The following is a 20,944-nucleotide window of genomic DNA, read 5'->3' on the forward strand; positions in this document are numbered from 1 at the left end:
CCTTTACGATGGTGTTTTTCTCCAAAGCGCTTATTTGGTTGAATGAACTCAAAGCCTGCCGAATAATAGTAGTGACTGACCGTGTCGATCTAGAAACCCAGTTGAGCAATACCTTTAAGTCAGGTGGTGTCATAACCAGTAAACGCGATAGTCGTGACGCCATGGCTACCTCTGGTCGCCGTCTAGCTGAGCAAATCGGTCGCGGTAACGAGCGTGTTATTTTCTCCATCATTAATAAGTTTGGTTCAGCCGTTAAGTATGATGAATGCTATAACGACAGCCCAAACATCATCGTCATGGTCGATGAAGGTCACCGCAGCCAAAACGGTGAGAATAACATCCGCATGGCACAAGCCCTGCCAAATGCTGCTTTTATTGCCTTTACTGGTACGCCATTACTTAAGGATGACAAGACCGAAAACAAATTTGGCAGCATCATTCACTCCTATACCATGCAGCAAGCGGTCATAGACAAAACCGTTACCCCGCTGTTATACGAAGAGCGTATCCCTGAGCTCAATACCAATGACCAAGCAATCGATGCATGGTTTGACCGTATTACCCAGAAGCTCACCGATGATCAAAAAACTGACCTCAAACGTAAGTTCTCACAGAAAGGACAAATCTATCAGGTTGAAGGTCGTATTGAGCTGATCGCTCATGACATCTCTGATCACTTCCAAAACTTCAAACAGCAGCATCTAAAAGGTCAACTGGCTTGTGACTCCAAAGCCTCAGCTATCCGCTATAAAATGGCATTAGATAAGATTGGTAAAGTGACCTCAGTGGTTGCTATGTCACCACCTGATACCCGTGAAGGGCATGATACCGTTGATGGTGAATCAAAAGACATCGTCCAGAACTGGTGGCAAGCCAATGTCGCTACTGAGTACGGTGGTGATGAAAAGGCATATACCAAAGCCATCATAGAAGCCTTTGGTCAGGACAATATTGACGGTAGCGCTCCTGATATTATGATCGTCGTCGATAAGCTACTAACGGGCTTTGATGAGCCAAAGAACACCGTCCTGTATATCGATAAGCCATTAAAGCAGCATAACCTGATTCAGGCGATTGCACGGGTGAACCGCTTACACGAGAAAAAACGCTTTGGTTATCTGATTGATTATCGTGGCATCTTAAAAGAGCTGGATACCACCATTGAGAAATATCAAGACTTAGCAGAACGTACCCAAGATGGTTTTGATATCGAAGACCTCAAAGGTCTGTACAACGCAATGGATACCGAGTATAAGCAGTTGCCAAGACTCCATAAGGAGCTGTGGGCGATATTCTCCTCGGTGAAAAACAAGCAAGACGGTCAAGCGTTAAGACAAGTGCTTGCACCAAAGATGCAGGAAGTAGAGGGCAGAGTAGTCGATACCAAGCTTAAAGAGCGTGACGACTTTTATGCAGCTTTGACCGCATTTTCTAACGCCATGAAAATTGCGCTGCAATCAGCGTCTTTCTTTGAAGATAAATCATTTGATAGCAAGCGTGACCGCTACAAAGCCGATCTAAAAGCCTTTATCAATCTACGTAAGCAAGTACGCGAGGATGCTGATGAAACTATCGATTACGATGAGTATGAAGCAGATATTCGCAGCTTACTTGATAAGCATATTGCTGGCCTTGAGGTTCGTGAGGCAAAAGGTGCTTATTTGGTTGGCAACTTAGGTAAGGATGTTAAGCCTGAAGAATTAAGCGATGATGAAGCACGCAACCAAACGGATAAAATCACTGGTCGGGTGACCAAGATGATTGAGCAAGATTTGGCTGATGATCCTTATGCCCAAGAGTATTTTTCTAAACTGCTTAAGCAAGCGATTGCAGATGCGAAAGCAATGTTCGATGCGCCAGTGAAGCAGTACATGATGTTTGCTGACTTTGAGCAAGCCGTTAAAGACCGTGATGTCGCTGATGTACCGAATGAGTTTATCGATGGTAATGGCAGATTAAACAAACATGCTCAGGCGTATTTTGGTTTGTTTAAGCATTTATTCGATACTGATTTCTTGATAGATAAAGAGTTAGATAACGACAAGCTAGTCGATTACGCCTTTGAAATTGATAATATCGTTAAGACAGCCGTGGCTGAGTACTCTATCAACCCAGCAGAAATTGAAAACGCCATTAGTGTCAAATTGCTACCGATGTTATTTATGGATTTGGGTATCGATAAAGCGCAACAACTCATCGAAGAAGTACTAAAAATTACCCGTCTTGGACTTTCGAGAGACCAGTAGCATAAGAGCAGAAAGAGGGTAGTAGGCAATGACTGAGAATAAAGTGTTTTACTACGGTCAAGATAAAATTGGCTATGAAGTTGTGCGTAAAGAAGCAACTTATAAAGAAAAGATAAACCAGACTGAAAGCGCCAAGCTTGTTACCGAAAAGACCAAACCTCGAAAAGTAGTCATCAAGGTTCATCCTGATCAGCGTGTGGTCGCCACAGCACCTGTCGATGCTACCGATGAGGTGATACACGATGCGGTGATGAAACGCGCTCGCTGGATATGGCAGAGCCTACAGGATTTTGCCAAACAACAAGATCATGTATTGCCCAAGCGTTATGTCAGTGGCGAAACTCAGTTTTATCTCGGTCGTCGCTACGTGTTAAAAATAATAACGGATGCAGAAGTTGCTGATGGAATAAACAGCACGGTGAAGCTCAGTCGCGGTAAGTTAAATGTAGAATTGTCTCAAAGTGATTCTGAGTTAGACGCTGAAGAACGAGCTGTCTTAGTTAAACGTCTTATTGATGAATGGTATAGAAATAAATTTAGGTCGATCTCTAGAGAGAGGCTTGAAGCCTTGATATATAAGGCTTCATGGGTTAAAAATAGTCCTTCAATAAAATTAATGACCATGAAAAAGCAGTGGGGAAGTTGCTCAACTAAAGGCAATTTAATACTCAATCCGCATTTAGCAAAAGCCCCAAAGGAGTGCATTGATTACGTGATACTACATGAGCTCTGCCATATCGCTGAGCATAATCATAGTGAGCACTTTTGGCGCTTATTAACGCAGGTAATGCCAAACTGGAAAGAGGTGAAAGCTAGGCTTGATGAGATGGCTGAGCTTTATTTGAATGAGTGACTCATAACACCTTTATCATAATTAGCAAAAAGACCACCTTCAAAAGAGTAGCTAGCTATCAACTAAAATAACCCGCATCAGACGGGTTATTTTAAGTTCAATTCTGAGAAGCTTTTTAACTATGGCGTACCTGCATGCCCCACCTTAACTCGCACAGCTAACATACGTCCTTTAGTTTCTGCCTTACGAGAGTCTTCATCCCAGTCTGGCGCCGCGCACATAAATAATGTCTTACCATCATGTCCACCAAGCGTAACCGCAAAGATACCATCAGGTGCAGTATCGATAACTTCTAAAATCTCACCACCCTCTGCTATACGTACCGCTCGCTGATTTAAAGTATCTGCGATCCACACGGCACCTTCTGCATCCAAGGCCAAACCATCAGGTAATATACTGGCATTCTCTATACGTAGACCAAGATTTGGCTCATCACCTAATTCTCCAAAATTAGCAAAGTCACGCTTTTCTCCAAGGCTACCATCTTCTTTGATATCAAACTGCGTAACTTTATTGCCGAATAGCTCGTTAACGATCAATGTTTTCTGATCTGCAGAGATAACCATACCATTTGGAAATGCCAACCCTTCAGCAACAACCTGTGAGCTTCCATCAGGCTTAACCAATACAAGCCCTGTGTTTTTATGGTCAGCGCCACCCATTAAATCAAAACCAAAGTTGCCGACATAAGCATTGCCATTGGTTGAAACCACCATGTCATTGGCATGACCACCGCAATGCTCCCAGATATCAGCGTGAACGACCAAGTTACCATCATTTTCTAGTCGCAAGACTTTGCGGTCTTTCATCGATACAACCAGCAAACGCCCATCAGGCAACCATCCTAAACCGGAAGGTTGATGTTCAACATGGATGATTTTCTCCGCTATTCCTTCATCGTTGACCCGATAAACGCCTTGAGTATAGAAATCGACAAACCATAGCGCATTTTGATACCAGCGAGGTCCTTCTAAATAGTGAAAGCCATCAACGGCAACTTCTAATTCATATTTCGACATAATCATCTTCCTTGATTGATAGACAAAATTATTTAAACAATATTTCTTATCATGCTATTTCTTCATATATTGCAGTGACTTCCTCTAAATTCATATCTTTGGGATTGGTCGCGATTAGTCGTGCATAGGTATTGATAACTATGTCGGCTAAAGCAGGAATATCGTTCTTTGTAATATCCAGTTCACTTAAACGGTATTTAAGACCACTGTTTTCCAAAAACATTTTTAGTTGACTAATAAATGAAGTCGCTGCGTCTAAATCAGCCATTCCAGTTGTCTGAGTAGGCATGACAGCACGAGCAAGCTCTGCGTATAGAGGAGCAGCTTCTGATAAGTTAAATGTAAAAACACCGCACATGACTAGTGCATTAGCATGTCCATGTGGAATGTGGAAGTTAATACTAAGAGGGTATGAGAGTCCATGAACGGCGGCTACAGAGGCATTAACGAAGGCGATGCCAGCTAACGTAGAACCTAATAACATCTCGGCACGAGCATCAATATCGTCACCTTGGTTTAATACTCTTTCAAAATTATTCCAAAGCATCTGTAAGCCTTTTAGTGCTAGTGCATCTGAAATAGGATTCTTTTTAGTACGACTGGTATAGGCTTCAATACAATGCACCATGGCATCAAGTGCGGTTGCTGCAGTGATATGACGAGGTAGTTTTAGTGTTAATGTTGCATCTAAAATGGCGACGTCAGGTAGGATTTTAGGTGTATAAATGGCCTTTTTACTACCATCTTTTGCTGTAATCACGGAGACAAAAGTGGATTCTGCACCTGTACCTGCAGTAGTCGGTATTGCAAATAGTGGTAGTTTTTTGAAACCGCTAATATCTTTATCCAAAATATCATTAAGGGTCTGAAAGTCGTTCGGATATAAGGCGACAATCTTTGCTGTATCAATAGAGCTGCCGCCTCCTAAGCCAATGATCAAATCACATTGATTGTCTCTTGCAAGCCCAATAGCGCTTTCAACAATCTCGATAGGTGGGTCAGCAACGACATTGTCGAATACAACGACACTAACGTCTGCTTCCTGTAAGGCTTGCTGGGCGATATTGACATAGCCTAGTTCGGAGATTCCAGCATCTGTAATGATTATAGCTGAAGTGGCAGCATATTGTTTTGCTAAGACCCCTAGCTTTTGTCGCATGCTGTCAGCTTCGCTGACAATATGACCATTAGTATAAAATTCAATCCCTGTCATTCTGTTCTTCCTTGTTTATATATACTCACTTGTTGAGATCAAACGATACAAAAGTAAGAGTGTTTTTATATCGATTAGACTTTTATAAGGCGTCAATGCTTTTCAAGAGTATTAGGTAACTACTTATCTTATTAATATTTTACCTTCAATACATTTTTTACAAGAGCAGTGTGCAGTGGGCTGCAAAAAAAACGTATTAAAAAATTCTAGGTACCAGAAAAGCAAGCAATATCTTAATTTCTTAACATGCTTAACTAGCCGATGTTTGTAAGGTGTTACATTAGCATAAACATTAGCGAATAGTCATTAAATGATTTGACAGCTATCACTTTAGTTGCTAATTTCAGATGGATGTTTAGGTGTGTCTTAAGTATATATTGACCTAGTTACTTATAACCACTGCTAATAGTGTATTTAACTTACCTGTCGAATACTACAAAAATACAAGTTAAATTAATGAACTTATGACTACTATCAAAAGGAATTGATAATGAAATTAGCACCCATTTTTTCGATAAGCGTGCTAGCCGCGATGAGCCTTTTAGGTTGTTCAAACCAATCCAGTAATGGTACGACTTCCTCAGAAGAGACCACTGTTTTACGTTTCTCACATTTCTATCCTGCAACATCTGATATTAATAAAGAGATTTTTGAACCTTGGGCAAAAAAAATTGAAGCTGATTCGGGCGGGCGTCTTAAAGTTGAGGTATATCCTTCGGCCACTATTAGTAAAGCGGACACAGCTTATGAGTCTGCTGTAAAAGGAACCATTGATATTGGTTCACAAGTACAAGGTTATACAAGTGGTCGATTCCCATTATCTCAGATTGCAGAGCTTCCGGGGTTGTCTAACTCATCAACACAAACAGGCTGTATGCTGCAAACCTTATATGACAATGGTACGATTGCTGACGAGTATAAAGATTCACACTTGCTCTTTATGTTTGCCACAGGACCTGGAACCTTGCACAGTACTAACAAATTGATCAGAACTCCTGAGGATATGAAAGGTATGCGTATTCGTAGGCCCTCAGCAGTTGCAGGTGACATTATCGAGAGTATGGGAGCTTCTCCTGTTGGGTTACCTGCCAATGATATATATACTTCTTTACAGCGTGGTGTCGTTGATGGATTAAGCTTTCCATGGGAGGCCATGGAGACTTTTAAACTAAATGAGTTGACGAAATATCATACCAATATGCCATTTTATAGTTCTGCTTTAATGGTAACTATGAATAAAGATAAGTATGAAGGTCTTCCAGAGGACTTGAAACAAGTTATTGATGAAAATTCAGGTATGGCGCTTAGCAAAAAAGTAGGGGCTATGTGGGATAAGACTTATTCAACGCAGTTACAAGCAGCTATCGACCAAGGAGACGAAGTTGTCGATATCTTAGACCCACTCAATGACCCAGACTGGAAAGGCCCACTTGAAAAAGGTACAAAGAAATATCTTGATGATGTAGAGTCTTTAGGACTAGATGCTTACGAGGTCTATGATAAGGCTAAAGAAGCTAGTGTGGTCTGTAAAGTGTAATCTTATAAAATTTTTAGCTAAAATGTAGCTGAACTGACTAAACTGAAAAAGCCCCAGCTTTAAGCTGAGGCTTTTTTGTTTTTCTGATTCTAACTATTTTAAGATTTACCTACCTAGGACAAGCTGTCCACCAGAAAAGCTAATACACCCCTCACAAAACCAAGAGTTCAATCTCATTGCATAAGGTACATCTGCTGGGACATCTAATTGATAGGGACGACCACAGTACTCACAGTGTACGTTATCTAAATAAACCTGACATTTTGCAAGTGTAACAAATAAAACATCAATCTCCGTGTTGTGGTCATAACAAAGCAGTTCTAAATGAGCTATATAATCACTGGGCGACACATAGGACCAATACTCATAGCACAAACGCTTCAGTGTATCCTCCAGAGCTGAATCAAAGACGAAGTTCATGCTCATAATACCCTCCTTAGTATCCATAGCCAGTTTGAGGTAGTAGCTCGTAAAGTTCACTCTGTAGCTGACTACACATATCATCAGCGATATAGTCAGGATTGACATCTAAGCGCGTCTGAACCCATACGCGCAGCGCCATATGATTATCAAAGCAACTATCAATACTTAGGAACCTAGCCAAACCATTACCTGACTGAATACAGAGCTCACAAATGAGATAGTTAGCAATATTATCTGCGCCATTACTGACATAGCCACTAGGTTTAAACGTCGCATGCAGTTTATCGTAATCAATCATTTTCATGGTGAGACCCCTTATCGGTAGATACCTGAGCAATCTGACTGCGATTGACCAATGCTTCAAATGCACTACCATCCTGTCGAGTCATATTCGGTACATAGCGACTATACGTATTAAATAGCATCTTGGTTGTAGAGTGTCCCATTTGACTGGCAATCCACTCAGGGCTTTCGCCAGCAGCTAACCATAGCGTTGCTGCGGTATGACGAGTCTGATAAGCATTACGCTTCTTCAGACCTAAAATCTTGAGAGTAGGGTGCCAAACACGTTTATTTACGTTGTTGTAATCAAATGGCTCACCTGTATGCGCGCAAAATACATAGTTAGATTGCTTATAAGTGATGGTCTGCTGTTCCTTCAGAGCATCGTAGACCCAAGGTGACATTTGAATTGCACGGTAAGACTCTTGAGTCTTAGGAGGAACAATTTTGCCTTTAACATAAGCTTGTTTGATCACAATCTCACGCCGATTAAAGTCAATGTTCTCCCACGTTAACCCATCAATCTCACTCGTACGCATACCTGTAAAAAAACGTACCAGATAATAATTGCGATAGTCTGCTCTTACCCCATTAATAAACGTCCAAACCTCACTTAGTGTGAATGGTTGGATATCCGTTTTAGGTTGCTTGAGCGCATTGATATCGTAATAAGGATTATCAAATTTATAGCGTTTAGCCGCTTCTTTTAGTATCATACCTAAAGGTACCATTATCGAATTGATACGTGCCGCTGACAGATGTTTGTTAGCTTTTCCGTAAGTCACTTTGGCGAGGGATGAACGGAAGGCTAATACATCTGTCTTTTTTATGAGGTTAATGGGTTTAGTCCCAAACTCAGCAATCAAGTACATATCAATAATCTCCTTTATTTTGCGTTTGTAAGTATCACGCCACTCAATTTCTTTTTCAGAAAACCATAATTCTGCAAAATTTTTAAAAGAGGGCGTATCGGTACTAATGCATTCTTTGCGATCGCTTAACGCTACCATCTGTGCCGCTTTATCACTTTTTGGAAAGTACTTAGCGTAATTGAACAGTCCTAAGATGATTTCTGCTTTCATTTTCTCAGCCACCTTCTCAAGTTTCTTGCGATTTGCTGGTGTGTCTGTCAGGTTTGTCCTCTCCCGACAGCGTATACCCATATAATAAAAATCGACAAATAGCATATTGCTTCCTTTGCGCTTTCTAATACTAGCCATTCTATTTCTCCTTATTGTAGTGCCATAGCGTTGATGCTACCGGCGATACCAGTGCGCATATCTTTTTCAATCTCTTCCCATATGTATAAAATCTTACGACCACCGAACGGGCGTATATAATGAATGCCCTCGATAAGCACACTATCCTTAAGCTCATTACGGATAGTACGAGGGTTATATTTGATGAGTTCAGAAAGCTCTTGGGTAGTTAGGTAGGTATGTGACATAATAAATTCCTTGTAGGCCAATTAAATAACTAGGTTGTTTTATCAAAATAACAAATAATTCTATAAAAGTAATTTGTTGTTCGATACAAGTACTTTACTAGCTATTATTAGTCGATACAAGTACTTTTTTAGTCTATTAAGGAATTATTAATGATTTTATGTAATTTGCCAGTGCTACTAGCTGAACGACGTATGAAAGTTGCAGACCTAATAAGAATGACAGGAATTAGTAAGTCGACCATGCACAAGATTTATAACGAACAGACTTCGAGAATAGATTTTGACACTATGGATAAAATTTGCGAGGCACTAGATATTGAAGTAGGTGATTTATTTACTTATGTACCTAACGAGTCGCTAGATAAAGAGAAGTAAATTAATCTTGAGAGTGTTTTAGATAATTTAGGGTAGAGGTCGAAAGTGTTACTCTAAAAGAAAGGCAAAATAAAGAGCGGGCACAGTTTGGGCACAATTTGGGCACACACGTTTTTTGATGATGTTTGCTGAAAGTGAGAAAAGAGATAATTTGAATCGACGTATAGTTTCCTTTTCCGCTACAGCCTATATTTTACGGACAAAAAAAGCCCCAATCGTGAGATCGGGGCTTTCTAAATTTGGTAGGCATAAGCAGATTCGAACTGCTGACCTCTACCATGTCAAGGTAGCGCTCTAACCAACTGAGCTATACGCCTATTTAGGTTGAGCATTTTAGCAAGTTTCCCAGACTTTGCAAGTCTTTTTTAACATAAAACTATTTTATTGTCGTAATATTTAGTATTCAGTCAGATATTAGTTATTGGAATATATCTTTGTGTATATTTACTAAATATCAAATTTAGTTCGTTAAGTATTTATTGTTAATAAATGGTATGACTCTAATGAATAAGGGCTTATAACTGGTATGATACCTCTTTAAACAATGCGTTTATCGTGATAATAATAGCTTAAAGTCAATCATGCTTAGTAAGAGTTAGGCAAATAACAAAAATAGTTGGAGAATAACATGGGTCTCTTGGTAGACGGGCAGTGGCAAGATAAATGGTACGATACAAAAAAAAGTGGCGGCCGCTTTCAGCGTGAAGATGCTGGTTTTAGAAATTGGGTAACGGTAGATGGTAGTGCAGGGCCAACAGGTATTGAGGGTTTCAAAGCCGAATCTGACCGCTATCATCTTTATGTGTCGCTAGCCTGTCCTTGGGCACACCGCACCCTTATCTATCGCAAGCTTAAAGGCTTAGAAGATATTATTCCGATATCTGTAGTACATCCATATATGGGTGAGTACGGCTGGACGTTTGCAGAGGGGGCAGGGGTCATTGCTGATCCAGTGATCAATGCAGACTATGCCTATGAGCTGTATACCAAGGCTAAGCCAAACTATACAGGCCGTGTCACCGTACCTATTTTATGGGATAAAAAAACAAATACGATCGTGAGTAATGAGTCATCTGAGATCATTCGCATGTTTAACTCAGCTTTTGACGAGGTTGGTGCGTTAGCAGGTAATTTTGTACCAGCAGAGTTATTACAAGAAATCGATGAGATCAATAGTTTTGTTTATTCTGCGATAAATAATGGTGTGTACAAAGCAGGATTCTCTACCACACAAGAGGCTTATGAAGAAGCTGTGACCGAGCTATTTACAGCCTTAGATACTCTTGAGGCGCGCTTAGCACATCAGCGTTATCTGACAGGCAGCACTATAACCGAGGCTGATTGGCGACTCTTTACGACTCTAGTTCGTTTTGATGCTGCCTATGTTGGGCACTTTAAATGTAACATGCATCGTATTGTTGATTATCCAAACCTTTGGGGCTATCTGCGTGATTTATATCAAGTACCAGGTATCGCAGATACTGTAAATATGGATCATATCAAGCAGCATTATTACACCAGTCATGTCAACATTAATCCTACGCGTATTGTGCCTGTTGGTCCTGATATTGATTTTATGACAGCGCATCATCGTGAGCAGTTATAGACATTTATAGTTCGTAAACTTAATAAACCTCTTTATTTTGAATAGAGTATCAGTATAAAAAAGCCCCAGCTACTAATAAGCAACTGGGGCTTTTACACTATAAAAGGTAGTGAAACTACTATTAGGCATTATTTAGCTGACGGGCCGCTTCTAAGGCAAAGTAGGTCAAGATGCCATCAGCGCCAGCACGGCGGAAGCCAATCAGCGACTCTAAAATCACTGCATCACTCAACCAGCCGTTTTGAATGGCTGCCATATGCATGGCATATTCGCCAGACACCTGATAGGCAAAGGTTGGTACGCCAAAGGTATCTTTGACTTCACGAATCAAATCAAGATAAGGCTGACCTGGTTTGATCATGACCATATCTGCGCCTTCGTTGATATCCATAGCCACTTCATGTAGCGCCTCAGCACGATTGCCAAAATCCATCTGATACTGCTTTTTGTGGCCACCTTTTAAGTTGCCCGCACTACCGACAGCATCACGGAAGGGACCGTAGTAAGCAGAAGCATATTTTGCTGAGTAGGCCATGATAGCCGTATTGACAAAACCTTCTGCTTCAAACGCATCACGCATGGCTTTGATACGGCCATCCATCATGTCACTAGGAGAGATAATGTCTGCACCCGCGCGAGCATGTACAAGTGCTTGCTTGACCAATACTTCGATGGTGGCATCATTGATGACGTAGCCGCTGTCATCAAGCAGACCGTCTTGACCATGTGAGGTATAAGGGTCTAGCGCGACATCAGTCATGACGACCATTTCTGGTACAGCGTCTTTTATCGCTTTTATCGTGCGTACTGTCAGAGCGTTTTCGTCATAAGCTGCGCTACCGTCTGGTGTTTTCAAGGCATTATCGATCACAGGAAAAAGGTCGATGGTTGTGACGCCTTCTGCTAATAACTCTTTGGCATAGTTGATTAGCAAGTCAATCGATAAGCGCTCGACGCCTGGCATACTAGCGATGGTCTCGCGCTGATTTTCACCCTCTAATACAAAGACAGGGGCGATAAAGTGCTTGGGATGCAGTTCTACTTCACGAATCATTGAACGTACGTTGTCATTGTAGCGTAGACGACGTAAGCGAGTAGCAGGGTACTGACGATTAAAGGTATAACTCATAATAATTCCTTATGATTGTTTTAATAGTTATCATGTTACATGATTAAAATAATGTCTTTCTAAAGGGTATTTTGTAAAATTAGCCTATCAAAAACGGTATTTCATAAAGTGGCTGTATAGAGAGAGGTCTTGTATAAAGCGGCTCTACTATAACAAAAAGACGTTAATAAAAGTAAAAAGCCCCACCAAGTTGAGTCGGTAGGGCTGATAGTACTTATCGACTGTCAATGTGATGATAGTTTATATCATCAGATTAAGCATGGGTCATTTAAGGCTCAACAATCTGCGTAGCAGGGGCTTGTTCGGCGCTATTGTTATTAAAGCCAGTCTCTTCAGTGACCACACCGACAGCAGCATCCTTCTTACCATCATCATTGACATCGACGATAGCAGTCGGTTCAAAAGTAGTGGTTTCTACCGCTTGTGATTGCTTAATCGCGACAGCTTCCTGTGGCGTCGTTACACGCGCTGAACCAGCTGCTTTGATAGCATTTGTCGCTTTGGTTTCTGCACTAGTAGTAGAGCCAGTCACAATCTGTGCCAAGTTGGTATGCTGCGGTACTGGGATAGCGGTCGGTATATCAAGGTTGGCACCGCCACCGAGCGCTTGGTACAACTCAACCTGACTAATGATTTTTTGTAGCTCTAAATCTAATATGTCTTGCTGAGTAGAGAACAATGAGCGCTGGGCATCAAGCACGTCTAGGTAGTTATCAAGACCAGACTTGAAGCGCGCATCTGCTATCTGATAGGTCTGCTCAAAATTATCTTGCAAGCGATACTGCGCTTCTAATTGCTCACCAAGTGTTGCACGTGTGGCAAGTACATCTGACACTTCGCGGAATGCTGTTTGAATAGAGTTCTCATAACTGGTAAGCGTTTGGTCACGCTCAATTTGAGCCACATCATAATCAGCATCCAAACGTCCTGCATCAAAGATAGGTACGCTAACGCTTGGGCCAAATGACCAGCCAACGGCACCATTCTTAAACAAGTCATTTAAGCTACCGCTACTCACGCCCACACTACTGGTTAAACTAATAGAGGGGAAGTAAGACGCACGAGCCACTGCAATATTGGCACCAGCGGCTTTCAAGTTGTATTCTGCTTGCAAAACATCAGGACGATAGCGTAGCAACTCACTTGGTAAGCCAGTATTAAAGATTTGCTGGCTAGTAATATTACTAACAGCCGGCGTTGGAATTAGCTCAGCAGGAATAGAGCCACCAACCAAATACTGTAGTGCGTTTCTGGCTTTTAGAATATTGGTTTGCGCAGCCAATACAGCAAGCTTGGCGCTTTCAAGAGAAGCAGAAGCCTGCAATGAAGGTAGTTTTGCATCAATACCTGCTTCAAAACGCTTATTTGTAATGAATAACGAACGTTCGCGACTTTCAACAGTCGCTTCAGCAAGCTTTAACTGTGCCAAGCTATAGCTTAGATTGGCATAGCCTTGTGAGATATTGCTGATTAGACTGATTTGAGTCGCGTCTTTGGCTGCTGTAGTCGCCAAGAAGTTCTGTAAAGCTTGATCTTTTAAGCTTGAAATTTTGCCCCAAAAGTCTAGCTCGTAACTAGCAAGACCTAGATTGACGCTATAACTACTACTAGCGTTTCGGTCAGTACGATTCTGTGCTTGACGGGTGTAACCGGCAGTGCCATCGATAGCTGGCAAGTCATTAATATCAGTAATCTGATACTGTGCACGTGCTTTTTCGATAGCTAGGCGAGCACTTTCAAAGTCTTTATTGTTTTCAAGACCTAACGCAATCAGGCCTTTTAGACGCTCATCGCTATAAAAGTTCTGCCAACGTTGACCTGCAATACTCGCTTGCTCTGCGCTACTTGCCGTTTCCTTATCAAACGCACCATAAGATTGCTGCATAGAGATGTTCGGCTCTGCGAGAACAGGGCTCATATCGGCTTTTGGAATGGTATTACAAGCGGCCATGCTAATTGCTAAAGCAGTTAGACCTAACAAGCGACCGCTGTTCTTACGCAAACGTGATAGCGTTGGTTGTGCAACGGTAGCTGTAATAGCTACCGATGATGCACTAGTGATAATTGTTTTTTGAGCACTCATTGTATATTGTCTCCAAGACTTGCAGGCTGATAACTCTCAGAAGATGTTGGGTTAGGCGTACCATTACCACCATCTCTATCATTTGGCTTATTATTCTCATATTTATGAGGGAAGATGCTTCGTATCCAAATATAGAACATCGGAATAAAGAACACTCCTAATAAGGTGGCAGTGACAACGCCACCAACCACACTAGTTCCGATCGCATTTTGACTGCCAGACCCTGCGCCAGTGGCTAGGAATAATGGCACGACCCCAAGACCAAAGGCAAGTGATGTCATGATAATAGGGCGTAAACGTTGACGCGCCGCTGTCATGACTGACTCTTTGAGGCTGTAACCCTCTTCTTGATGATCTCTTGCAAACTCGATAATCAAAATAGCGTTCTTGGCTGATAGACCAACGACAGTTAATAGACCTACTTGTAAATAAACGTCATTGGATAAGCCACGGAGCCATGTGAATATCACAGCGCCCAAGACCCCAAGCGGGATCACTAGTAGTACAGAAAATGGTATAGACCAGCTCTCATATAGTGCTGCAAGACATAAGAAGACGACTAGGATTGAGACCGCATATAGCACTGGGGCTTGCGCACCTGATTCTTGCTCTTCTAGTGACATACCTGTCCATTCATAACCGACACCTTCAGGTAGCTTGGTTATGAGCTCTTCCATCGTACTCATTGCCTCACCAGTACTAAGACCAGCTGCTGCTGAACCTTGAATATTCATTGATGATAAGCTGTTATAGCGCGTCAGACGTGGAGAGCCTGACTGCCATTCGCTACTAGAAAATGCATCGAATGAAATCATATCACCATTTTCATTGCGTATATACCATTGGCCAAGGTCATCAGGATTGGTGCGACTGCTTGGTTCACCTTGTACATAAACTTTTTTAATACGACCACGGTCAATGAAGTCATTAATATAGCTTGAACCCCATGCGGTTGATATGACGCTATTAATATTTGACATCGACAAACCATAAGCGGCGGCTTGTTCTTGATTGACATTGACTTTTAATTGTGGAGCATCTTCTTGACCGTTAGGGCGTACACCAGTTAAGTTTTCATTTTGTGCGGCCATACCAAGCAGCGTATTACGGGCTTCGAGCAGGCCATCGTGACCAAGGTTGCCTGTATCTTGCAACATCAAGTCAAAACCACTGGCATTACCCAGTGCGGTAATAGCGGGCGGTACAATCGCGAATACTGATGCTTCATTAATCTGAGTAAAGAAATACCCCATGGCACGTTCGGAGATGGCTTGAGCGGTATTCTCATCACCCGGACGGTCATCCCAGTCTGATAAGCGCACAAACGCCAGACCCATATTTTGGCCCGATCCAGCAAAACTAAAGCCTGCGATAGTAAAGACAGAAGCGATATTGTCTGTTTCTTCAGTATCGTAATAGTTTCTTACCTTATCAAGAACGTCTTGTGTTTCATCTATAGTAGAGCCAGAAGGCAGCTGAACGATCGTGAACATAAGGCCTTGATCTTCTTCTGGCAAAAATGAGCTAGGAATCCGTAAAAAGACTACCGTCATGATGCCGATAATCGCAGCATAAATGATAAGGTATATCCATTTACGACCAAAGCTCTTACCAATAAAGCCTTCATACGAACGGCTTGTTTTAGTAAAACTACGGTTAAACCAACCAAAGAAGCCTTTTTGTTTTTCGGTGCTGTCTTTTTCGTGGCTTTTACCACGCTTTAGCAAGGTCACACATAAAGCAGGGGTAAAGATAAGTGCTACTAGAGCAGATAGCACCATGCTGGTAATCAGAGTAATCGAAAACTGACGGTAAATAGCTCCAGTTGAACCGCTAAAGAAGGCCATTGGTAAAAACACTGCTGATAGGATCAGAGCGATACCAACAACAATCCTACTAATTTCACCCATCGACTTTATCGTGGCGTCTTTAATAGAGATATGCGGGTCTTCTTCTAATATTCGCTCAACGTTTTCTACAACGACGATGGCATCATCGACCAGTAGACCAATGGATAGTACCATGGCAAACATCGTCAGGACGTTGATACTAAAGCCAGCAATATAGAGCACGGCAAATGTACCCAAAAGAACGACAGGGACAGCAAGCGTTGGAATAATTGTGGCGCGCCAGTTCTGTAAGAAAATGAACATGACGATAAATACTAATACAATGGCTTCAATAAGCGTATGTACCACTTGCTCAATAGATAAACGTACAAATGGTGTCGTGTCGTAAGGTGTAACTGATACTAGGCCTGTAGGAAAATTGGCTTCTAACTCAGCCATACGTGTACTGATGGCCTCACGAGTATTCAGCGCATTGGCACCACTAGCAAGTGAGATACCCATACCTGCCGCATCTTGACCATTATATAATGAGTTGACACTATAGTCTTCACTACCGATCTCAACATCTGCGACATCGCCTAAGCGCACTTGTGCACCTGATGCATCAGTTTTTAATAAAATATCTTTAAATTCATCAGGCGTCTGTAAGTAGCTTTGTACCGTAACTGTTGCGTTGATGACTTGCTGTTCAGTATCAGCGGGTGCTTGTCCTAGCTGTCCTGCAGATACTTGCGTATTTTGCGCGGTAACTGCAGTGACCACATCAGAGGGCATTAAGCTGTAACTGCGTAAGCGTGCAGGGTCGAGCCAGATACGCATCGCGTATGTAGAACCAAATACTTGAACTTCACCAACCCCTTCAACACGGCTGATCTGATCAACGACATTTGAGTTAACGTAATCGGCAATATCGTTACGATCCATACTACCATCTTCAGACACAAAGCCTTGTACCATTAAGAAGCTGCTAGAGGATTTGTTAACGGTAACCCCTTGACGCTGAACGGATTCAGGTAGTGAGCTTGTTGCTGACTGGAGTTTATTCTGTACTTGTACTTGAGCCGTATCAGGGTCAGTACCATTCTCAAACGTCAGCGTCACGGATGCACTGCCGTTTGATGAGCTGGTTGACGACATGTACATCAAGCCGTCAAGCCCTTTCATTTTTTGTTCAATAACCTGAACAACTGAGTTTTCAATAGTTTGCGCATTGGCACCTGGATAGCTTGTACTAACCGAAACAGTTGGTGGTGCAATACTAGGATACTGTTCAACCGGTAGGCTGTTAACTGATATTATCCCGATGAGCATGATCAAAATAGCCAGTACCCATGCAAAAATAGGGCGATCAATAAAAAAACGTGACATAGTATATCCCTAAGTCTTCCTATATTTGAATGGAATTAGTTAGTGGCAGTTTCTGCAGGTTTTTCGCTCTCTTTTGCAGCTTGCTGTGGTGTTTTGGCTACAGTATTAGAAGAAGCGCTTTGCGTCGCTGATGTTGACTTAGTGTCTTCAAGGGGTTTAGCAACCACTTCCTGATCTGGTTTTACCTTTGAGCCACCAATAACTACTAGCTTTTCGCCTTCTTTTAGACCGTCAGTTACTACCCAGTTGCCGTTATAAGTGCCATTGACCGTTACAGGACGTACTTTAATTTGATTATTCTCGTCGACGATATAAACCTGAGTATCACCTTTAGCAGAACGTGTAACAGCGCTTTGAGGAACGAGTGTAGCATTGGTAATAACGCTTTGAGTTAAGCGTGCCGTGACATACATACCTGGTAGCAGGATATTATTACTATTTGGGAATACAGCACGTAGGGTGACAGCACCTGTTGACTCATCCACTTTTGCTTCAGACAAAGCCAGTTGACCATTGACAGGATAAACTGTGCCATCTTCTAATACCAACTCAACTGTATTTGTACCTGTTTGAGCTTCGCCAGCAGAAATCTGTTGTCGTAGTTTGAGTAGCTCAGAAGAAGACTGACTAATATCAACGTAGATAGGGTCTAAGCGCGAGATAGTAACCAATGGATCGGCTTGGCTTGCACTAACCAATGTACCAGCAGTGAAACTTGAGCGATCGCTACGGCCTGTAAGAGGGGCGCGTACGATGGTACGGTTCAGATCCAAAGCGCTGGCTTGTAAACCTGCTTTTGCGCTTTCAATAGTCGCTTTTGCACTCTCAGCACTGGCCTCAGACTGGCCGATAGCTGCGCGCGCGCTGGCTACCGCTGCTTCGGCGGTACGAAGAGTGGTCACAGCTTGATCGTACTCTTGTTTAGATATAGCATCAATTTCGACCAAACCACTTAATCGCTGTAAGTCGCTTTTTGCTTGTGCTAATGATGCTTGGTTGCTAACCAGAGCAGCTCTACTGCTAGCCGTATTTGCCAATGCCGTTTGATAATTGGCTTGTGCTTGCTGTACGGCTGCTTGGCTACTCGTGACAGATGAGGCATAGTTATCAGTATTAATGCGATACAGTGGCTGACCTTTTTTGACGTTACTTCCTTCACGAAAAAGTACTTCGTCAATGACGCCATTAACCTGTGGACGGACATCGGCTGTCTGATAGGCTGAGGTCCGGCCGGAGAATGTTTGTACTTGTGGTACAGATTCAAAAGTGACAGTCTGTACGTTGACGACAGAGGGTGGCATCTGCTGTTGAGCAGCATCCCCAGCGGTGTCTCCGCTGTTGTCGCAGCCAACCAGTACAGCTCCAGATAGTACAGATGCTATTACAAGCGCAAGATAAGAGTGCTTCATCAATGTCCTCGGCAATATATAAATAGTGACAGTATAAAAATCGATCAATAAGTTTAGCGTACTGAATATAAGGGTCTTGTAATGCTAAATAAAAAATAAGTAGTCTAAGCTAGCACTATTTACTCAAATTTTAGATCGTTCAGTTAATGGAACATTGCCAATCAAAAATCTGACATCGATATGGATTAAGTATCGAAAGAGCTATTTAGCATTAATTGTTTAAGCAAACCACAAAGTGGATTAATAAATTTAATGAGTCATTATAAACTATTGGGGTAACCCCACAGTCAAGTGGTTTGCGATATGAGCTGGACCAAAAAGGGGAAGTATGACAGTTTGCGAATTAACGAATTACCGTTATAGTAAGCGTCGTCTCTACTAACAGCTAATAGCTCCATGCACAACCTAGTATCAAAATATATTGTAAATTTTTGTTATAAATCTAAAGCCCTAGAGTTAATGAGGTCTTTAAATAGTAAAAAATCAACTTTGTCAACAAAACGACAATTTTAGCAACCCCTAATTGTAGTCATAAAGAATAACTATCAGTATGTGCCTGCGAAGCGTGCACAAATATTATTCGACTGTCGAAAAAATTCTTATATGATTATAGTACTGCTAGGATGTATGAAACTTAAAGAAAGGTAACGATTTAGCTGACAAACGATTTTTTGAGAGGGTAATTCTTGTTTAATGGGTCTTATATTCCTTAATTGCCAAAAAGCTCTGCTAAAAACTGAGTCGCCGTAATCATTTAACAATATAGACGACTCAGTTTTGATTATACTAATCGTGCGCTAGCGAGTTCAGTCAATTGATATAAGCCTGTACGATAACGGTTATCAGGTAGTGTGCTCAGTGCGTCTTGCGCCAATTTGGTTTCTTCCAACGCGCGCTGCTTACAATAAGCCAATGAACCAGAACTACGTACCAATTCAATAAGCTGCTCAGCATTTGGTGTCTTACCTGTCTGAACGGCGATACGTAACTGCTCATAGCCTTCAGAGTTGCTATCTTTGAGTAGTTCGAGTGCTTTGATAGTCGGTAGGGTAGGTTTGCCTTCAGCAAGGTCGTCGCCTAGGTTTTTGCCCATCACGTCACTATCGCCGCTATAGTCGAGTACATCATCGATAATCTGAAAGGCATTGCCAAAGTGCTGTCCAAAATCGCCCAACGCGGCCATATATTCTGTCTTGTCTTGCAAAATAGCAGCACCTTGAGTCGCCATCATGAAAAGGCGTGATGTTTTGCCATCGATAATGCGCAAGTAATCTTCTTCTGTCGCAGCAGGGTTATGCTGGTGCTGTAGCTGTAATACTTCGCCCTCAGCAATGTCACAAGTCCCATCTGAAAATACTTGTAACAATGGCAGGCTCTGAAAACCAACCAAAAGATTAAAAGCGCGAGCAATCAGATAGTCGCCGACCAACACAGCAGTAGCATTATCCCATGTGGCATTTGCCGTTGGTTTGCCGCGGCGTTGTCCTGACTCATCGATGACATCGTCATGCACTAAGGTAGCCGTATGTAGCATTTCCGTGATAGCAGCCAGATGCATGGCCTTTTCTGATGGATTGTCATCAAACATACGGGCACAGAGCAATGTAATCAGTGGGCGCATACGTTTGCCGCCAGCATTGATCACGTGTTGCGATACGCTCATGACGAGTTGTACTTTTGAGTTCAAGCTGCCAAACACTTGCTTGTCCATTACCTCGAAGTCATTGGCTACAATACTTTGAATGTCAGCATAGCTAGGCGTTGATTGAGAAGCAGGCACGGTATTATTTAAAGAGGTACTAGTCATAATAAATAGTCATATTAATAAGAGTAAAGAGAGTTGTTATAACTTTGACTTTATCTATTGGTAGGTAAAGTATTATTTCGCTTATGATAGCATAGCTATCTGTTTAAATTGTTGGTTAAAATATAGGGCACAAGTAGGTCAGGAGTATGATATGTAGGGCTTGCCATGCCTATAAAACAAAATAAAAGCCCCTCATATTTTGAAGTTACATCTTCTAGCTTATCTGAGTTTTTTAGTCACATAAATGTTTTATAAAAGACTGTAAGTAACTGATTGCATAAGTTATAATGGCCACTG

The 20,944-nt window shown here is 41.9% G+C and carries 16 protein-coding genes and 1 tRNA gene; 5 read left to right on the top strand and 12 right to left on the bottom strand.

Features of this window, described 5'->3' with window-relative positions; translation table 11 throughout:
- Together ACT3QQ_RS06575 and ACT3QQ_RS06580 are read left to right on the top strand one after the other, a co-directional pair.
- On the top strand, positions 1–2,246 hold a 2,246-nt coding region (locus ACT3QQ_RS06575), incomplete at its 5' end, for a type I restriction endonuclease subunit R (protein WP_444527377.1).
- A 28-nt stretch (positions 2,247–2,274) separates the two neighbouring features.
- Positions 2,275–3,099: a M48 family metallopeptidase gene (locus ACT3QQ_RS06580; protein ID WP_444527378.1), complete on the top strand. Its 825-nt coding sequence runs from the start codon at positions 2,275–2,277 to the stop codon at positions 3,097–3,099.
- 119 nt (positions 3,100–3,218) lie between these two features.
- Here the strand turns inward: ACT3QQ_RS06580 and ACT3QQ_RS06585 are convergent, their stop codons facing one another.
- Complete coding sequence (locus tag ACT3QQ_RS06585; RefSeq protein WP_444527379.1) at positions 3,219–4,118, bottom strand: SMP-30/gluconolactonase/LRE family protein; 900 nt, start codon at positions 4,116–4,118, stop codon at positions 3,219–3,221.
- A 49-nt stretch (positions 4,119–4,167) separates the two neighbouring features.
- Complete coding sequence (locus ACT3QQ_RS06590; RefSeq protein ID WP_444527380.1) at positions 4,168–5,331, bottom strand: iron-containing alcohol dehydrogenase; 1,164 nt, start codon at positions 5,329–5,331, stop codon at positions 4,168–4,170.
- 490 nt (positions 5,332–5,821) lie between these two features.
- Here ACT3QQ_RS06590 and ACT3QQ_RS06595 point away from each other — a divergent pair, with 490 nt between their 5' ends.
- The gene (locus ACT3QQ_RS06595) at positions 5,822–6,868 is read left to right on the top strand and encodes a TRAP transporter substrate-binding protein (RefSeq protein ID WP_444527381.1); all 1,047 of its coding nucleotides are present in this window, start codon (positions 5,822–5,824) and stop codon (positions 6,866–6,868) included.
- A 105-nt stretch (positions 6,869–6,973) separates the two neighbouring features.
- Here the strand turns inward: ACT3QQ_RS06595 and ACT3QQ_RS06600 are convergent, their stop codons facing one another.
- From ACT3QQ_RS06600 to ACT3QQ_RS06615, 4 genes are read right to left on the bottom strand one after another with little or no spacing between them, the layout of a single operon-like run.
- Positions 6,974–7,294, bottom strand: a complete 321-nt coding sequence (locus tag ACT3QQ_RS06600; RefSeq protein ID WP_444527382.1) for a hypothetical protein — start codon at positions 7,292–7,294, stop codon at positions 6,974–6,976.
- Between the two features lie 10 nt (positions 7,295–7,304).
- Entirely contained in the window at positions 7,305–7,595 is a 291-nt protein-coding gene (locus tag ACT3QQ_RS06605; RefSeq protein ID WP_444527383.1) for a hypothetical protein, read from the bottom strand.
- The gene (locus ACT3QQ_RS06610) at positions 7,582–8,793 is read right to left on the bottom strand and encodes an Arm DNA-binding domain-containing protein (protein WP_444527384.1); all 1,212 of its coding nucleotides are present in this window, start codon (positions 8,791–8,793) and stop codon (positions 7,582–7,584) included. Before ACT3QQ_RS06610 ends, ACT3QQ_RS06605 begins: the two co-directional genes overlap by 14 nt.
- An 11-nt stretch (positions 8,794–8,804) precedes the next feature.
- On the bottom strand, positions 8,805–9,020 hold the full coding sequence (locus tag ACT3QQ_RS06615; protein WP_045447035.1) for a hypothetical protein: 216 nt from the start codon (positions 9,018–9,020) through the stop codon (positions 8,805–8,807).
- Between the two features lie 150 nt (positions 9,021–9,170).
- Between ACT3QQ_RS06615 and ACT3QQ_RS06620 the strand changes: the two genes are divergently transcribed.
- Positions 9,171–9,395, top strand: a complete 225-nt coding sequence (locus ACT3QQ_RS06620; RefSeq protein ID WP_062845094.1) for a helix-turn-helix domain-containing protein — start codon at positions 9,171–9,173, stop codon at positions 9,393–9,395.
- Between the two features lie 240 nt (positions 9,396–9,635).
- On the opposite strand, the gene ACT3QQ_RS06625 is transcribed toward ACT3QQ_RS06620, so the two are convergent.
- A tRNA-Val gene (locus ACT3QQ_RS06625) sits at positions 9,636–9,712 on the bottom strand.
- A gap of 311 nt (positions 9,713–10,023) precedes the next feature.
- Between ACT3QQ_RS06625 and ACT3QQ_RS06630 the strand changes: the two genes are divergently transcribed.
- A complete protein-coding gene (locus ACT3QQ_RS06630) occupies positions 10,024–11,001 on the top strand; it encodes a glutathione S-transferase family protein (protein ID WP_444527385.1) in 978 nt (325 codons plus the stop codon).
- Positions 11,002–11,122: 121 nt separating this feature from the next.
- Here ACT3QQ_RS06630 and hemB read toward each other — a convergent pair whose 3' ends face one another.
- The 5 genes from hemB to ACT3QQ_RS06655 form a co-directional block, all read right to left on the bottom strand.
- Positions 11,123–12,130: a porphobilinogen synthase gene (hemB, locus tag ACT3QQ_RS06635; RefSeq protein WP_444523149.1), complete on the bottom strand. Its 1,008-nt coding sequence runs from the start codon at positions 12,128–12,130 to the stop codon at positions 11,123–11,125.
- Between the two features lie 268 nt (positions 12,131–12,398).
- The gene (locus ACT3QQ_RS06640; protein ID WP_444527386.1) at positions 12,399–14,213 is read right to left on the bottom strand and encodes an efflux transporter outer membrane subunit; all 1,815 of its coding nucleotides are present in this window, start codon (positions 14,211–14,213) and stop codon (positions 12,399–12,401) included.
- Positions 14,210–17,431 carry an efflux RND transporter permease subunit gene (locus ACT3QQ_RS06645; RefSeq protein ID WP_444527387.1) on the bottom strand — a complete coding sequence of 1,074 codons (3,222 nt, stop codon included), beginning with the start codon at positions 17,429–17,431 and terminating at the stop codon, positions 14,210–14,212. The genes ACT3QQ_RS06640 and ACT3QQ_RS06645 overlap by 4 nt, the downstream gene beginning before the upstream one ends.
- A 35-nt stretch (positions 17,432–17,466) precedes the next feature.
- A complete protein-coding gene (locus ACT3QQ_RS06650) occupies positions 17,467–18,840 on the bottom strand; it encodes an efflux RND transporter periplasmic adaptor subunit (protein WP_444527388.1) in 1,374 nt (457 codons plus the stop codon).
- 781 nt (positions 18,841–19,621) lie between these two features.
- Entirely contained in the window at positions 19,622–20,647 is a 1,026-nt protein-coding gene (locus ACT3QQ_RS06655) for a polyprenyl synthetase family protein (protein ID WP_444527389.1), read from the bottom strand.
- Positions 20,648–20,944: the final 297 nt, after the last annotated feature.

This window comes from Psychrobacter sp. AOP7-A1-24 (genome assembly GCF_052376235.1).
Lineage (GTDB): Bacteria > Pseudomonadota > Gammaproteobacteria > Pseudomonadales > Moraxellaceae > Psychrobacter.

Excerpts from the sequence above, each read along its gene's own strand:
- ACT3QQ_RS06605 (WP_444527383.1), bottom strand. The coding sequence starts at position 7,595 with ATGAAAATGATTGATTACGATAAACTGCATGCGACGTTTAAACCTAGT.
- ACT3QQ_RS06640 (WP_444527386.1), bottom strand. The coding sequence starts at position 14,213 with ATGAGTGCTCAAAAAACAATTATCACTAGTGCATCATCGGTAGCTATT.
- ACT3QQ_RS06600 (WP_444527382.1), bottom strand. The coding sequence starts at position 7,294 with ATGAGCATGAACTTCGTCTTTGATTCAGCTCTGGAGGATACACTGAAG.
- ACT3QQ_RS06595 (WP_444527381.1), top strand. The coding sequence starts at position 5,822 with ATGAAATTAGCACCCATTTTTTCGATAAGCGTGCTAGCCGCGATGAGC.
- ACT3QQ_RS06620 (WP_062845094.1), top strand. The coding sequence starts at position 9,171 with ATGATTTTATGTAATTTGCCAGTGCTACTAGCTGAACGACGTATGAAA.
- ACT3QQ_RS06630 (WP_444527385.1), top strand. The coding sequence starts at position 10,024 with ATGGGTCTCTTGGTAGACGGGCAGTGGCAAGATAAATGGTACGATACA.
- ACT3QQ_RS06590 (WP_444527380.1), bottom strand. The coding sequence starts at position 5,331 with ATGACAGGGATTGAATTTTATACTAATGGTCATATTGTCAGCGAAGCT.
- ACT3QQ_RS06655 (WP_444527389.1), bottom strand. The coding sequence starts at position 20,647 with ATGACTAGTACCTCTTTAAATAATACCGTGCCTGCTTCTCAATCAACG.
- ACT3QQ_RS06580 (WP_444527378.1), top strand. The coding sequence starts at position 2,275 with ATGACTGAGAATAAAGTGTTTTACTACGGTCAAGATAAAATTGGCTAT.
- ACT3QQ_RS06615 (WP_045447035.1), bottom strand. The coding sequence starts at position 9,020 with ATGTCACATACCTACCTAACTACCCAAGAGCTTTCTGAACTCATCAAA.
- ACT3QQ_RS06610 (WP_444527384.1), bottom strand. The coding sequence starts at position 8,793 with ATGGCTAGTATTAGAAAGCGCAAAGGAAGCAATATGCTATTTGTCGAT.
- ACT3QQ_RS06585 (WP_444527379.1), bottom strand. The coding sequence starts at position 4,118 with ATGTCGAAATATGAATTAGAAGTTGCCGTTGATGGCTTTCACTATTTA.
- ACT3QQ_RS06650 (WP_444527388.1), bottom strand. The coding sequence starts at position 18,840 with ATGAAGCACTCTTATCTTGCGCTTGTAATAGCATCTGTACTATCTGGA.
- hemB (WP_444523149.1), bottom strand. The coding sequence starts at position 12,130 with ATGAGTTATACCTTTAATCGTCAGTACCCTGCTACTCGCTTACGTCGT.
- ACT3QQ_RS06645 (WP_444527387.1), bottom strand. The coding sequence starts at position 17,431 with ATGTCACGTTTTTTTATTGATCGCCCTATTTTTGCATGGGTACTGGCT.